We start from the raw sequence: 14006 nt of genomic DNA, 5'->3' as shown, positions 1-14006 counted from the left end.
GGTCATGGCTCAGTTCATTCTTTTCGCGCCCCTGCTGGGTGCGCTGATCGCGGGCTTCGGATGGCGCCTGATCGGAGAGCGCGGCGCGCAGATCCTGACGACCGCCATCCTGTTCGCCGCCGCGGCCCTGTCCTGGGTGGTCTTCCTGACCTTGGGCGAGCCGCAGAGCATCCCCGTCATGGACTGGATCGTCTCGGGCGATTTTACCTCCGAATGGGCGATCCGCCTGGACCGCCTGACCGCGATCATGCTGATCGTGATCAATTCGGTCTCGGCGCTCGTGCACCTCTACAGCTTCGGCTACATGGCGCATGACGAGAACTTCGGCGATGACGAGCCCTACCGCGCGCGTTTCTTCGCCTACCTGTCGTTCTTCACCTTCTCGATGCTGATGCTGGTGACCTCCGACAACCTGCTGCAGATGTTCTTCGGCTGGGAAGGCGTGGGCGTCGCGTCCTATCTGCTGATCGGCTTCTATTTCAAGAAGCAGTCGGCGGGCGCCGCAGCGATGAAGGCGTTCATCGTCAACCGCGTCGGCGACTTCGGCTTTCTGCTGGGCATCTTCGGCCTGTGGTGGATGACCGGGTCGATCCAGTTCGACGAGATCTTCGCCCAGGTCCCGATGCTGGCCCAGACCGAGATGACCTTCCTGTGGCGTGACTGGAACGCGGCCAACGTGCTGGCGATCCTGCTGTTCATCGGCGCGATGGGCAAGTCGGCGCAGCTGTTCCTGCACACCTGGCTGCCCGACGCGATGGAAGGCCCGACCCCGGTGTCAGCCCTGATCCACGCGGCGACCATGGTGACCGCGGGCGTGTTCCTGGTCTGCCGGATGTCGCCGCTTTACGAATTCGCGCCCGAAGCCAAGATGTTCATCGTCTATATCGGCGCGACCACCGCCTTCTTTGCGGCGACTGTCGGTCTGGTCCAGAACGACATCAAGCGCGTCATCGCCTATTCGACCTGTTCGCAGCTGGGCTACATGTTCGTGGCAGCAGGCGTCGGCGTCTATTCGGTCGCCATGTTCCACCTGTTCACGCATGCCTTCTTCAAGGCCATGCTGTTCCTGGGCGCGGGTTCGGTGATCCACGCGATGCATCACGAGCAGGACATGCGAAACTATGGGGGGCTGCGCAAGAAGATCCCGCTGACCTTCGCGGCAATGATGATCGGCACGCTGGCCATAACGGGCGTGGGCATCCCGCTGACCCATATCGGCTTCGCGGGCTTCCTGTCCAAGGATGCCGTGATCGAGAGCGCCTTCGTCGGCAGCACCTATGCCTTCTGGATGCTGGTGATCGCCGCGCTGATGACCAGCTTCTATTCCTGGCGACTGATGTTCATGACGTTCTTCGGCACGCCGCGCGGCGATCATCATGCGCATGACCACGCGCATGAGAGCCCGCACGTGATGACCGCGCCGCTGGTCGTGCTGGCCTTCGGCTCGATCTTCGCAGGCATGATCTGGTACAACAGCTTCTTCGAGGAGGAGGGCGTTGCCGGCTTCTTCGGGATCGAGGCCGCCGTCCACCACGAGGAGGCCGGACATGCCGAAGGCGCCGCCGTCGCGGGCACCGGCACGGCCTTGGAGGGCAGCGTGGCCGAGGCCCCCGCAGCAGAGCCCGAGGGTGCCGCAACCCACGCCGCCGCAGGCGCGGCCGAGGATCCGGCCGACATCGCCAGCTATACCGTGACGCCCGGTGCGATCTACATGCGGCCGGACAACCACGTGATGCATGATGCCCACTATGTCCCCGCCTGGGTCAAGGTGTCGCCGTTCATCGCGATGCTGATCGGGTTCGGTCTGGCATGGCTGATGTACATCCGCCGTCCCGAACTGCCCGGCCAGCTGGCGGCACAACAGCGGGGCCTGTACCAGTTCCTGCTGAACAAGTGGTACTTCGACCAGGCCTATGACGCGATCTTCGTGCGTCCCGCGCGCTGGATCGGCCGCAAGCTGTGGACGGCCGGTGACGGAGCCGTTATCGACGGCGCCATCAACGGGCTGGCCTTGGGAATCATCCCGCGCCTGACCCGGTTCGCCGGACGGGTGCAGTCGGGCTATCTGTTCCACTACGCCTTCGCGATGGTTCTGGGCATCGTGGGCTTGCTGATCTGGGTGATGATGCGGGGCGCGCACTGACATGACGAACCTTCTTTCCATCATCACCTTCCTGCCGATCGTGGCGGCGGGCATCCTGGCCCTGTTCCTGCGCGGCGACGACGCCGCATCGCAGAAGAACGCCAAGTGGCTGGCCCTGATCGCGACCAGCGCAACCTTCCTTGTGTCGCTGTTCCTGCTGTCGGGCTTCGAGCCTGCGAACACGGGCTTCCAGTTCGTCGAGGATCACGCCTGGATCATGGGCCTGCGCTACAAGATGGGCGTCGACGGGATCTCCGTCCTGTTCATCATGCTGACCACCTTCCTGATGCCGCTGACCATCCTGTCCTGCTGGGACGTCAAGATGCGGGTCAAGGAATACATGATCGCCTTCCTGGTGCTGGAAGGGCTGATGATCGGCGTCTTCGCGGCGCTGGACCTGATCCTGTTCTATCTGTTCTTCGAGGCGGGGCTGATCCCGATGTTCCTGATCATCGGCATCTGGGGCGGCAAGAACCGCATCTATGCCTCGTTCAAGTTCTTCCTCTATACGTTCATCGGCTCCGTGCTGATGCTGGTCGCGATGATCGCGATGGCACGCACTGCGGGCACCACCGACATCGCCCAGCTGCTGGCCTTCGACTTTCCGTCCGAGACGATGGCGATCATGGGCTTCAGCATCGTCGGCGGCATGCAGACGCTGCTGTTCCTGGCCTTCTTCGCCAGCTTCGCGGTCAAGATGCCGATGTGGCCGGTCCATACCTGGCTGCCCGACGCGCACGTGCAGGCGCCGACTGCGGGGTCCGTGGTCCTGGCGGCGGTTCTGCTGAAGATGGGCGGCTACGGCTTCCTGCGCTTCAGTCTGCCGATGTTCCCGGTGGCGTCCGACCTGCTGCAGGGCGTCGTCCTGTGGATGTCCGCCATCGCGATCGTCTATACCTCGCTGGTGGCGCTGGCGCAGTCGGACATGAAGAAGCTGATCGCCTATTCGTCGGTCGCCCACATGGGCTATGTGACCATGGGCATCTTTGCCGCCAACCAGCAGGGGCTGGACGGAGCGATCTTCCAGATGCTGTCGCACGGCTTCATCTCGGGGGCGCTGTTCCTTTGCGTGGGCGTCATCTACGACCGCATGCACACGCGCGAGATCGACGCCTATGGCGGTCTGGTGAATCGGATGCCGGTCTATGCGCTGGTCTTCATGTTCTTCACCATGGCCAACGTGGGCCTGCCCGGCACATCGGGCTTCGTGGGCGAGTTCCTGACCCTGATGGGGGCGTTCAATGCCAACACCTGGGTGGCCTTCGTCGCGGCGACCGGCGTGATCCTGTCGGCGGCCTATGCGCTGTGGCTTTACCGCCGCGTCACCATGGGCGCGCTGATCAAGGAAAGCCTGCGCACGATTACTGACATGACCCCGCGCGAACGCTGGATCTTTGCGCCGCTGATCGCCATGACCCTGATCCTGGGCGTCTATCCGCGCCTGGTCACCGACATCACCGGCCCCTCGGTCCAGGCGCTGCTGGTGAATTACAACGACGCGCTGCCTGCTGATGCGGCGACGGGCGACCTGGCCTCGGCCACCGCCAGCCATTGAGGAACGCACGATGACCGGTTTGGATATCTCCACCATTCTGCCCGAGCTGCTGCTGGCGATCTATGCGCTGGCCGCGCTGCTGGCGGGGGCCTATCTGGGCAAGGACCGGATCGCACGGCAGATCCTGTGGGCCAGCGTGGCGGCGCTTATTGCGGCGGCGATGGTGGTGGGCATGGCCGACCGCCCGCAGCAGAGCGCGTTCTTCGGGATGTTCATGGACGACGCCTTCGGCCGTTTCGCCAAGGTCACGATCCTGCTGTCCGGCGCCGCCGTCCTGGCGATGAGCGCCGAGTACATGGAACGGCATCGCCTGATGCGGTTTGAATACCCCATCCTGATCGTGCTGGCGACCGTCGGCATGATGGTGATGGTGTCGGCCGGCGACCTGCTGTCATTGTACATGGGCCTGGAGCTGCAGTCGCTGGCGCTGTACGTCGTCGCCGCCATGCGCCGCGAAAGCGTCAAGTCGTCCGAGGCCGGGTTGAAGTATTTCGTGCTGGGCGCGCTCAGCTCCGGTCTGCTGCTCTATGGTGCGTCGCTGGTCTACGGCTTTGCCGGCACCACGCAATTCGCCGGCATCATGCAGGCCGTTCAGGCCGGAAGCCTGCCTCTGGGCCTGCTGTTCGGTCTGGTGTTCCTGCTGGTCGGCCTGGCCTTCAAGGTGTCCGCCGTGCCGTTCCACATGTGGACACCGGACGTCTACGAAGGTTCGCCCTCGCCGGTGACCGCGTTCCTGGCCACTGCGCCCAAGGTCGCGGCGATGGCGCTGATCGCGCGGCTGATGTTCGACGCCTTCGGGAACGTGCCGGCCGATTGGGGTCAGATCATCGCGGTGCTGGCGCTGCTGTCGATGTTCCTGGGCTCGATCGCGGGCATCGGTCAGCGCAACATCAAGCGTCTGATGGCCTATTCCTCGATCGCGCATATGGGCTTTGCGCTGGTCGGCCTGGCTGCGGGCACCGCCTATGGGGTCCAGGCCATGCTGATCTACATGGCCATCTATGCGGTCATGAACGTGGGCAGCTTTGCCTTCATCCTGTCGCTGGAACGCGATGGCCGCCCGATCACCGACCTGGAGAGCCTGAACCGCTTTGCCAGCGCCGAGCCGCTGAAGGCGATGGCGGTCCTGCTGCTGATGTTCAGCCTTGCGGGCGTGCCGCCGCTGGTCGGTTTCTGGGCCAAGTACGGCGTGCTGTCGGCAGCGGTCGATGGTGGCATGGCATGGCTGGCTGTCGCCGGCGTGATCGCATCTGTCATCGGCGCATTCTATTACCTGCGCATCGTGTACTACATGTATTTCGGCGCCGAGACCGAGGGCGTGACCAGCCGCATGGGTAGCGTGCAGTACGCCGCCCTGCTGGTGCCGGCCTTCGCGCTGCTGCTGGGTTCGATCACCCTGCTGGGCATCGACGATGCCGCGGCGCTGGCCGCGCAATCGCTGGTCGGTCAAGCCACGGTTGCGGGTGAATAACCCGCCCGCCACATGGCCCCAGGGCGTGGCACGCCATGTCCTGGACCGTGTGGACAGCACCAACGCCGAAGCCTTCAGGCTGGCCCCGACGCTTGGTGGGCCGGCCTGGATCATGGCGCGCGAACAGCAGGCCGGCCGTGGCCGCCGCGGCCGCGCCTGGACCGATCCGCCCGGAAACTTTGCCGCTACGCTGGTCCTGCGCCCGCAGGGGGCTGCGGCGGATGCGGCGCGGTTGTCTTTCGTCGCGGCGCTGGCCGTGCATGACGCGCTGCGCGATCTGTGCGGTCCGGCGCTGAACCTGTCCCTAAAATGGCCCAACGACGTCCTGCTGAACGGCGGCAAGCTGTCCGGCATCCTGCTGGAGAGCAGCGGGGCAGGGGGACAGGTCGCGGTGTTGGCGATCGGCATCGGCGTCAATCTGGCACAGGCCCCGGAGCCGTCCGAGGTCGAGGCCGGCGCGCTGCGTCCGGTCAGCCTGGCCGGAGAGACCGGCCTGACCGTGACGCCCGACGATCTGCTGGACGCGCTGGCCGTCCGTTTCGACGAGGGCATGCGGCAGATGGCGGCCTATGGCTTTGCGCCGATCCGCGCGGCCTGGCTGGCCCGCGCGGCAAGGCTGGGAGAGACGATCACCGCCCGCACCGGCACCGCCGAGATCACCGGGCGCTTCGACGGTATCGACGAAACCGGCGCCCTGATCCTGACGGGTCCGCGCGGCCGCCAGGCGATTTCCGCCGCAGACATCCATTTCGGGGGCTAGATCCATGCTGCTGTGCATCGATACCGGCAACACGAACACCGTCTTCTCGATCTGGGACGGAACGCGGTTCCTGTCCCACTGGCGGATCCGCACGGATCATCGGCGGACGGCGGACGAATACTATGTCTGGCTGTCCACGCTGATCGCGGTGCAGCGGTTCGAGTTGCAGATCGACGCCTGCATCATCAGCGCCACGGCGCCGCGGGTGGTCTTCAATCTGCGGGTGCTGTGCAACCGCTATTTCGACACGCGGCCCCTGGTGGTGGGCAAGCCCGACTGCCTGCTGCCGGTGCCGCCGCGGGTCGATGCGGGGACGACCGTGGGGCCCGACCGGCTGGTGAACACGGTCGGCGCCTATGACCGGCACGGCCCGGACCTGATCGTGGTCGATTTCGGCACGGCCACCACATTCGACGTGGTCGACATCGACGGCGCCTATATCGGGGGCGTCATCGCGCCGGGCGTGAACCTGTCGCTGGAGGCGCTGCACATGGGGGCGGCGTCCCTGCCGCATGTCGATGTGACGATGCCCGCGACGGTGATCGGCACGAATACGGTTGCATGTATCCAGTCAGGCGTGTTCTGGGGATATGTGGGGCTGGTCGACGGTATCGTGGACAAGATCCGCGCCGAGCGCGACCGACCCATGAAAGTGATAGCCACTGGCGGGCTTGCGCCATTGTTCGATCAGGGGTTCGACCTGTTCGATGCGATTGAAGACGATTTGACGATGCACGGGCTTCGGCTCATTCACGACTTTAACAAGGAGATGGGAAATGGCTGAACGCCTGATCTATCTGCCGCTCGGCGGAGCGGGCGAAATTGGTATGAACGCCTATGTCTATGGATACGGCCTGCCCGGCAAGGAGCGCCTGATCCTGGTGGATCTGGGCGTCACCTTCGGCGACATGGAGGGCAGCCCGGGGATCGACCTGATCATGCCCGACCTGACCTGGCTGGAAAAGAACCGCCACCGGCTGGAGGCGATCTTCGTCACCCACGGCCACGAGGACCATATCGGCGCCATCGCACATCTGTGGAAGCGGCTGGACGTGCCGATCTATGCGCGCCGCTTCACCGGGACGCTGGTGCGCCTGAAGATGGAAGAGCACGGCCTGCCGACCGAGGTGGTCAACATCACCGAAGCGCGCCCTGCCGTGACCAATGTCGGCCCCTTCGGCGTGCAGTTCGTGCCGATCAGCCACTCGATCCCGGAAAGCAGCGCGCTGATCATCGACACGCCTGCGGGTCGGGTCGTGCATACGGGCGACTTCAAGATGGACGTGACCCCGGTCGTGGGCGACGCCTTCGACCCGGTCGGCCTGTCGCAGATCGCCGCCGAGGGCAAGGGCGTCAAGGTCCTGGCCTGCGACAGCACGAACATCTTCTCGACCCATCCCGGCCGGTCCGAGGCGGTTCTGGCGACCCCGATCCTGGAATGGGTCATGGCGCAGCAGAACATGGTTGTGGCCACCACCTTTGCCAGCAACATTGCGCGTCTGAAGACGTTGGCCGATGCGGCCCGGGCCTCAGGGCGCAAGGTCTGCCTGCTGGGCCGCGCGATGCGGCGCATGGTCAGCGTGGGCTTCGACAGCGGCATCCTCAAGGACTTCCCCGAGACGATCGGGCCCGAGGAGGCCGCCAAGCTGCCGCGCAACAAGGTCCTGCTGCTGGTCACCGGCAGCCAGGGAGAGCGTCGCGCCGCCAGCGCGCAGCTGTCGCGCGGCCGCTATCTGGGCCTGTCGCTGAAGGAGGGGGACAGCTTCCTCTTCAGCTCCAAGACAATTCCCGGCAACGAGAAGTCGGTCGGCCGCATCATGAACGCGCTGAGCGAGGCGGGGGTCGAGGTCTGGGATGCCGATGACGGGCTCTACCACGTCTCGGGCCACGCGAACCGGCCCGACATCGAGGCCATGCACGACCTGCTGCGGCCCAAGGTCGTGATCCCCATGCATGGCGAGCACCTGCACCTGCGCGAACACGTGATGCTGGCCCGTGCCAAGGGCATGACCGCCGAGATCGTGACCAACGGCACGATGCTGGACCTGACGGGCGATCGCCCCAAGGTCTGCGATCAGGTCGAGACGGGGCGTCTTTATCTGGACGGTAACCTGCTGATCGGCGCGATGGACGGGGTCGTACGCGACCGCATCCGCATGGCGCTGAACGGGCACGCGATGGTCAGCGTGATCGTGGACGAGGACGACAATGTCCTGCCCGATGCCTGGGTCGAACTGATGGGACTGTCCGAGCGGACCCGTTCGGGCGGCGAGCTGGCGCGCCAGATCGAGGCCGAGCTGTCCGAGTTCCTGGAACGGGCCGATGCCCGCACCGTGCGCGACGACGGCAAGATGGACGAGGCGATCCGCAAGATCACTCGCCAGGTCGCGATGGAGGAGATCGGCAAGAAGCCCGAGGTCACCGTCAGCATCAGCCGCCTGATGGCCGACTGACCGGAACCAGGCTTGCGTCCCGCGACGGGCCGGGGGCCAGCCCCCCGGACCCCCCGATGTCCCACGGAGCGGAGGCGAAGGCTCGATCATCCCGCAGGGGGTCCGGGGGGTGCGAAGCCCCCCGGCCACCGCGGGACGCACAGGCGCACAGGGGGCTTGAAACCGCACCGCGCTTGCGGCAATGCCCGGCGTCATGAGTGACACATCCGAATCCGGCTTTGATCCGAACCCCCCCCGCCGCAACTTCTACGGACGGCGGCACGGCAAGACCCTGCGGCAGAGCCAGAAGGGCTATCTGTCCGAGGACCTGGGCGAGCTGCGGCCCCGCGGCATCACCCTGCAGGACAACCCGGAACGCACCCCGGTCGACCCTGCTGCGATCTTCGGCAACGACCGTCCCGTCTGGCTTGAGGTGGGCTTTGGTGGTGGCGAGCACATGGTCCACATGGCCGCCACCTATCCCGACATTAACATCATCGGATGCGAGCCGTTCATCAACGGCGTCGCGATGCTGCTGGGCAAGATCCGGGCGGCGGGCGTGACGAATGTCAGCGTTCACCCGGGCGATGCGCGCGACCTGATGGATGTGCTGCCCGATGCCAGCGTCGAGCGCGCCTTCCTGATGTATCCCGATCCTTGGCCCAAGGCGCGCCACCATCGGCGGCGGTTCGTGACGCCCGAACACCTGCGCCCCCTGGCCCGCGTGATGCGCCCCGGCGGGATCTTTCGCGTCGCCAGCGACATCCCGGACTATATCCGTCAGACCCGCGAGGAGGTGCCGCCGGCCGGGTTCGAGACGCTCGACGACACCGCTGTCGCATGGGACGACTGGATCAGCACCCGTTACGAGCAGAAGGCCCTGCGCGAGGGGCGTCCGCCCCATTACGTGACCTTTCGCCGTCTGTGAGGAAAGGCCCGCCGGAGCGGGCCTTTTTCATTCCACGGTGACGGATTTTGCCAGGTTGCGGGGTTGATCGACATCGGTGCCCTTGGCGACCGCCGTGTGATAGGCAAGGTACTGCATCGGCACGGCATAGAGGATCGGCTGGAACACTCCGCCGCCGGTGGGCAGGGCCAGGCTGGCGGTGATGCCGTCGCCCGCCGCCGCAATCCCCGCCGCGTCCGAAATCAGCAGCACCTGACCGTGACGGGCCATCACCTCCTGCATGTTCGAGATGGTCTTGTCGAACAGCGCGTCATGCGGCGCCAGCACCACCACCGGCACGTCGCCGTCGATCAACGCGATGGGGCCGTGCTTCAGCTCTCCGGAGGCATAGCCCTCGGCGTGGATATAGCTCAGCTCCTTGAGCTTGAGCGCGCCTTCCAGCGCGACGGGGTACAATGCGCCCCGGCCCAGATAAAGGACGTCGCGGGCCTGCGCCAGCCAGTCGGCCTGCATCCGGCAGTCGTCCGACAGGGCCAGCGCCTGCGCCAGCAGCGCGGGGATGGCGCGCAGGTCGCGCAGATGGGCCGTCAGGGCGGCATCGTCGAGCCGACCACGGTCATGCGCCGCCTTCAGCGCCAGCACGGCCAGCACGGCCAGCTGGCAGGTGAAGGCCTTGGACGACGCCACGCTGACCTCGATCCCCGCCAGGGTCGGCAGCGCCATGTCGGCGTCGCGCGCGATGGCCGACGTGCCCACGTTCACCAGCCCCACTGTCCGCGCGACCTTGCCGCGGGCATAATGCAGGGCGGCCAGCGTATCCGCCGTCTCTCCGGACTGGCTGACGGCGATGAACAGGCTGCGATCCGACAAGGGCGGTTCGCGATAGCGGAATTCAGAGGCGACATCGATGTCACAGGGCAGGCCCGCCAGCTTTTCGAACCAGTATTTCGCCACATGCCCCGCCAGATGCGCGGTGCCGCAGCCGACCAGGGTCACCCGGTCCAGGCCCGCGAAATCCAGGCCGTCCGGCAGGACGATGCGGTCGCCCTTGACGTAATGGTTCAGCACGTCGCCTATCACCACCGGCTGTTCGGCGATTTCCTTGGCCATGAAGTGACGGTGCCCGGCACGGTCGATGACGGTCGCGCCGACATCGATGCGGGCGGTGGCGCGGTGGACCTGGTGGCCCTCCGCGTCCCAGATCTGCACGCCCGCGCGCGTCAGAACGGCGTGGTCGCCATCCTCCAGATAGGTGATGCGGTCCGTGAAGGGAGCCAACGCCACCGCGTCCGAACCAAGATACATCTCTTTGTCGCCATGGCCCACGGCCAGCGGGCTGCCCTTGCGGGCCGCGATCAGCAGGTCCGGTTCATCCTGAAACAGGAAGGCCAGCGCAAAGGCCCCCTGCAGGCGGGCCAGCGTGGCACGGGCGGCCTCCACCGGCGACAGGCCCTGGTCCAGGTGATGCGCGGTCAGCAGCGCGACGGTTTCAGTGTCCGTCTGCGATTCGGGCATGATGCCCCGATCGGCCAGTTCGGCGCGCAGTTCGCGGAAATTCTCGATGATGCCGTTATGGACGACGGCGACGGGGCCGGACTGATGGGGATGGGCGTTGACCTCGGTCGCGGCGCCATGGGTGGCCCATCGCGTGTGTCCGATACCCGCATGCCCCGTCAGCGGTCGATGGACCAGCAGGTCCGACAGGTTGACCAGCTTGCCCACCGCGCGCCGGCGCGACAGCTGTCCGGTCGCGTCCACGGTCGCCACGCCGGCGCTGTCATAGCCGCGGTATTCCAGCCGCTTCAGCGCATCGACCAGTTGCGGGGAAACCTCGTGGTTGCCCAGGATTCCGATGATGCCGCACATCAGCGCGCCTCCTTCTTCAGCCGCAGCGCCGCCATCAGGCGGGTCGCCAGGCCCGGTTTCGTGACCTGGCGGGCCCGGCCGATGGCCAGGGCGCCGTCCGGGATGTCCTCGGTGATGGTGCTGCCCGATCCGGTCATGGCGTCCGCGCCGACATGGACGGGGGCCACCAGCATCGTGTCGCTGCCGATGAAGGCGCGCGGGCCGATCGTGGTCCGATGCTTGGAGACGCCGTCGTAATTGCAGGTGATGGTGCCAGCGCCGATATTCGTGTGCTCGCCCACATGGGCGTCGCCCAGATAGGTCAGGTGGCCGACCTTGACGCCCTCGTCCAGGACGGCGTTCTTGATCTCGACGAAGTTGCCGACATGGACATCCGTGCCCAGTTCGGCGCCGGGGCGCAGACGGGCAAAGGGTCCGACGGTGGCCCCTTCGCTGACATGGCAACCCTCCAGATGGCAAAATGGCAGGATCTCGGCGCCCGATTCCACCGTCACGCCGGGGCCGAAGACGACGTTGGGCCCGATCACCGCGTCGCGCCCGATGACCGTGTCCAGCGCCAAAAAGACGCTGCCCGGATCGGTCAGGGTCACCCCGTCTTCCATCAGGGCCGCACGGGCACGGGCCTGGAAGGCGGCCTCGGCCGCGGCCAGTTCGGCGCGGGTGTTGATGCCAAGCGTCTCGGCCTCGTCGCAGATCACGACGTCGGCGCGGCGCCCCTCGGCGCGGGCCAGGGCCACCAGGTCGGTCAGATAGTACTCGCCCGCGGCATTGTCGTTGCCCAGGCCCACGATCAGGCGGCGCAACAGATCGGCCTGCAGCGCCATGACGCCGGAATTGCACAGCACGATCTCGCGGGTCGCGGCGTCGGCGTCCTTGTACTCGACGATACGCTCCAGCCCGCGGTCGGTGACGACCAGCCGCCCATAGCGGCCGGGATCGTCCGCCTCGAAGCCCAGAACGACCAGATCGGCGGGGTGGGCTGCCAGTTCGTCCAGCGTCTCCTGGGCGATGAAGGGGGTGTCGCCATAAAGGATGATCACCCGTCCCTCAAATCCTTCCAGGCTGGGCAGTGCCTGGCGCACGGCGTGCCCGGTGCCCAGCTGTTCGGCCTGCAGCACGGTCGCGGCCTCGGGGTCCAGCTTGGCCACCGCCCGGGCGACGGCGTCCGCGCCGTGGCCCGTCACGACGACGATCTGTTCCGGCTGCAGGTTGCGCGCCGCGCGCAGCGCATGCCCGACCAGCGGCACCCCGCCAAGACGGTGCAGGACCTTGGGCAGGTCCGATTGCATCCGGCTGCCCTGTCCCGCCGCCAGAACCACGACCGCCAATCCAGCTTCCGACATCACCGCCCCCATCGCCTGTTTGCTTTTTCTTCATGGCGTTCTAATCGGGGCGGGACGCGCTGGAAAGGCCCGGCGCGGTCACCTTTGTTTTCCGAACATTTCCACGGGGGATGGCGCATGGCGGGTACGGTGGTCTTCGATCTGGACGGAACGCTGGCGGATACGTCAGGCGATCTGGTCGCGGCGGCGAATGCGTGCTTTCGCGCGCGGGGCCTGGGCGACCTGCTGGACCCGGTCGCGGATGCGCTGATCGCGTTTCATGGCGGGCGGGCGATGCTGCGGGCGGGCTATGGCCGGATGTCGGATGATACGCTGCTGCCGCCTGGCGCCGAGGATGAGGATTTCGACAGCCTGCTGTCCCATTACGGTGCGGCGATCGCCGTGCACACGCAGCTGTATCCGGGGGTCGAGGCGGCGCTGGACCGTCTGGCCGCCGACGGGCACCGCCTGGCCGTCTGCACCAACAAGCCCGAGGCCCTGGCCGAGACGCTGCTGCGCGAACTGGGCATTCGGGACCGGTTCGGCGCCATGATCGGCGCAGACACGCTGCCGGTGCGCAAGCCCGACCCGCGCCCCTATCAGGCCGCCGTCGAGGGCGCGGGCGGCACCGTCGCGCAGTCCTTCCTGGTGGGCGATACCGAGACCGACCGCAAGACGGCCGCGGCTGCCGGGGTGCGCGTCGCACTGGTCAGCTTCGGTCCCGAGGGCGAGGCGATCTCTCGCCTGGCGCCCGAGGTTCTGCTGGCGCATTTCGACCAGCTGCCCGCCATCGCCCGCGACTGGCTGGGCTGAGGGCCTATTCGGCCTCGTCGGCGGACTTGGCGTTCAGCTGGCCATAGTTCTGGGCGCCGATCGTCTCGAAAAGGTGGATCTGCGTCTCCAGGAAGTCGATATGGCCTTCCTCGTCCTGGATCAGCTCCTCGAACAGCATCTTGCTGGGATAGTCGCCAACGGCGTCGCAATGGTCGCGCGCCTCGATGTACAGCGTGCGCGCGTCATGTTCCGCGGCCAGATCGCTGTCCAGCGTCTCGCGCAGGTTCTGTCCGATTCGCAGCGGGTCCAGCCGCTGCAGGTTGGGATGACCCTCCAGAAAGATGATCCGCTGGATCAGCTTGTCGGCGTGGTTCATCTCCTCGATGGATTCGGCGCGCGACTTGGCGGCGATCTTGCCGAAGCCCCAATCCTCCTGCAGACGATAATGCAGCCAGTACTGGCTGACCGCCGTCAGCTCAGAGCGCAGTGCGGCGTTTAGATACTCGATGACCTTGGCGTCGCCCTTCATGGGTGGCATCCTTCTTGCTGTCGGTTCTGGCCCGCAAAATCGGCGGTGCGACGCCCAGCTTATCGCACGCGCGCATGGTGTCCAGAAACAGCGGCATGCAGCCCCCGCAATCGGCGCGCTTGCCCAGGGCGTGATAGATCTTGCCCGGCGTGATGATGGTCTGGGCATCCGCCGCGCGCATCCAGTCGATGGCGGCGCGGATGTCGTGATCCGAGATCATGGCGCAGTGGCAGACGATCATGGCGGG

Annotated in this window: 12 protein-coding genes; 8 read left to right on the top strand and 4 right to left on the bottom strand. The window is 66.3% G+C overall.

Annotated elements, in window-relative coordinates; translation table 11 throughout:
* Window positions 1-4: 4 nt before the first annotated feature.
* The 7 genes from nuoL to trmB all read left to right on the top strand — a co-directional run bounded on the left by nuoL (window position 5) and on the right by trmB (window position 9289).
* On the top strand, window positions 5-2143 hold the full coding sequence (gene nuoL / locus LZ686_RS03150) for an NADH-quinone oxidoreductase subunit L (RefSeq protein ID WP_349546962.1): 2139 nt from the start codon (window positions 5-7) through the stop codon (window positions 2141-2143).
* Window position 2144: 1 nt separating this feature from the next.
* The gene (locus LZ686_RS03145) at window positions 2145-3698 is read left to right on the top strand and encodes an NADH-quinone oxidoreductase subunit M (RefSeq protein WP_349546961.1); all 1554 of its coding nucleotides are present in this window, start codon (window positions 2145-2147) and stop codon (window positions 3696-3698) included.
* A gap of 10 nt (window positions 3699-3708) precedes the next feature.
* Window positions 3709-5169 carry an NADH-quinone oxidoreductase subunit NuoN gene (gene nuoN, locus LZ686_RS03140; RefSeq protein ID WP_349546960.1) on the top strand — a complete coding sequence of 487 codons (1461 nt, stop codon included), beginning with the start codon at window positions 3709-3711 and terminating at the stop codon, window positions 5167-5169.
* Between the two features lie 25 nt (window positions 5170-5194).
* Entirely contained in the window at window positions 5195-5929 is a 735-nt protein-coding gene (locus LZ686_RS03135; protein WP_282028964.1) for a biotin--[acetyl-CoA-carboxylase] ligase, read from the top strand.
* Between the two features lie 4 nt (window positions 5930-5933).
* Window positions 5934-6713: a type III pantothenate kinase gene (locus tag LZ686_RS03130; RefSeq protein WP_045998823.1), complete on the top strand. Its 780-nt coding sequence runs from the start codon at window positions 5934-5936 to the stop codon at window positions 6711-6713.
* Window positions 6706-8382, top strand: coding sequence for a ribonuclease J (locus tag LZ686_RS03125; RefSeq protein ID WP_252928368.1), 1677 nt, complete (start codon window positions 6706-6708; stop codon window positions 8380-8382). Before LZ686_RS03130 ends, LZ686_RS03125 begins: the two co-directional genes overlap by 8 nt.
* A 193-nt stretch (window positions 8383-8575) precedes the next feature.
* On the top strand, window positions 8576-9289 hold the full coding sequence (gene trmB / locus LZ686_RS03120) for a tRNA (guanosine(46)-N7)-methyltransferase TrmB (protein WP_148912088.1): 714 nt from the start codon (window positions 8576-8578) through the stop codon (window positions 9287-9289).
* A 27-nt stretch (window positions 9290-9316) separates the two neighbouring features.
* On the opposite strand, the gene glmS is transcribed toward trmB, so the two are convergent.
* Both glmS and glmU read right to left on the bottom strand, forming a co-directional pair.
* A complete protein-coding gene (gene glmS / locus LZ686_RS03115) occupies window positions 9317-11134 on the bottom strand; it encodes a glutamine--fructose-6-phosphate transaminase (isomerizing) (protein ID WP_349546959.1) in 1818 nt (605 codons plus the stop codon).
* Window positions 11134-12477, bottom strand: coding sequence for a bifunctional UDP-N-acetylglucosamine diphosphorylase/glucosamine-1-phosphate N-acetyltransferase GlmU (gene glmU, locus LZ686_RS03110; RefSeq protein ID WP_273743495.1), 1344 nt, complete (start codon window positions 12475-12477; stop codon window positions 11134-11136). Before glmU ends, glmS begins: the two co-directional genes overlap by 1 nt.
* A 117-nt stretch (window positions 12478-12594) precedes the next feature.
* Here glmU and LZ686_RS03105 point away from each other — a divergent pair, with 117 nt between their 5' ends.
* Window positions 12595-13269, top strand: a complete 675-nt coding sequence (locus LZ686_RS03105) for an HAD-IA family hydrolase (protein ID WP_349546958.1) — start codon at window positions 12595-12597, stop codon at window positions 13267-13269.
* Window positions 13270-13273: 4 nt separating this feature from the next.
* Here the strand turns inward: LZ686_RS03105 and bfr are convergent, their stop codons facing one another.
* Both bfr and LZ686_RS03095 read right to left on the bottom strand, forming a co-directional pair.
* Window positions 13274-13759, bottom strand: coding sequence for a bacterioferritin (gene bfr / locus LZ686_RS03100; RefSeq protein WP_045998827.1), 486 nt, complete (start codon window positions 13757-13759; stop codon window positions 13274-13276).
* Window positions 13707-14000, bottom strand: a complete 294-nt coding sequence (locus tag LZ686_RS03095; protein ID WP_349546957.1) for a (2Fe-2S)-binding protein — start codon at window positions 13998-14000, stop codon at window positions 13707-13709. The genes bfr and LZ686_RS03095 overlap by 53 nt, the downstream gene beginning before the upstream one ends.
* Between the last annotated feature and the right edge of the window lie 6 nt (window positions 14001-14006).

It is taken from the genome of Paracoccus sp. NFXS7 (assembly GCF_040148865.1).
In the GTDB taxonomy this organism is placed as follows: Bacteria; Pseudomonadota; Alphaproteobacteria; order Rhodobacterales; family Rhodobacteraceae; genus Paracoccus; species Paracoccus marcusii.
This window is presented reverse-complemented; position numbering and strand designations above follow the sequence as displayed.

Excerpts from the sequence above, each read along its gene's own strand:
- nuoL (WP_349546962.1), top strand. The coding sequence starts at position 5 with ATGGCTCAGTTCATTCTTTTCGCGCCCCTGCTGGGTGCGCTGATCGCG.
- LZ686_RS03145 (WP_349546961.1), top strand. The coding sequence starts at position 2,145 with ATGACGAACCTTCTTTCCATCATCACCTTCCTGCCGATCGTGGCGGCG.
- nuoN (WP_349546960.1), top strand. The coding sequence starts at position 3,709 with ATGACCGGTTTGGATATCTCCACCATTCTGCCCGAGCTGCTGCTGGCG.
- LZ686_RS03130 (WP_045998823.1), top strand. The coding sequence starts at position 5,934 with ATGCTGCTGTGCATCGATACCGGCAACACGAACACCGTCTTCTCGATC.
- LZ686_RS03125 (WP_252928368.1), top strand. The coding sequence starts at position 6,706 with ATGGCTGAACGCCTGATCTATCTGCCGCTCGGCGGAGCGGGCGAAATT.
- trmB (WP_148912088.1), top strand. The coding sequence starts at position 8,576 with ATGAGTGACACATCCGAATCCGGCTTTGATCCGAACCCCCCCCGCCGC.
- glmS (WP_349546959.1), bottom strand. The coding sequence starts at position 11,134 with ATGTGCGGCATCATCGGAATCCTGGGCAACCACGAGGTTTCCCCGCAA.
- glmU (WP_273743495.1), bottom strand. The coding sequence starts at position 12,477 with ATGTCGGAAGCTGGATTGGCGGTCGTGGTTCTGGCGGCGGGACAGGGC.
- LZ686_RS03105 (WP_349546958.1), top strand. The coding sequence starts at position 12,595 with ATGGCGGGTACGGTGGTCTTCGATCTGGACGGAACGCTGGCGGATACG.
- bfr (WP_045998827.1), bottom strand. The coding sequence starts at position 13,759 with ATGAAGGGCGACGCCAAGGTCATCGAGTATCTAAACGCCGCACTGCGC.
- LZ686_RS03095 (WP_349546957.1), bottom strand. The coding sequence starts at position 14,000 with ATGATCGTCTGCCACTGCGCCATGATCTCGGATCACGACATCCGCGCC.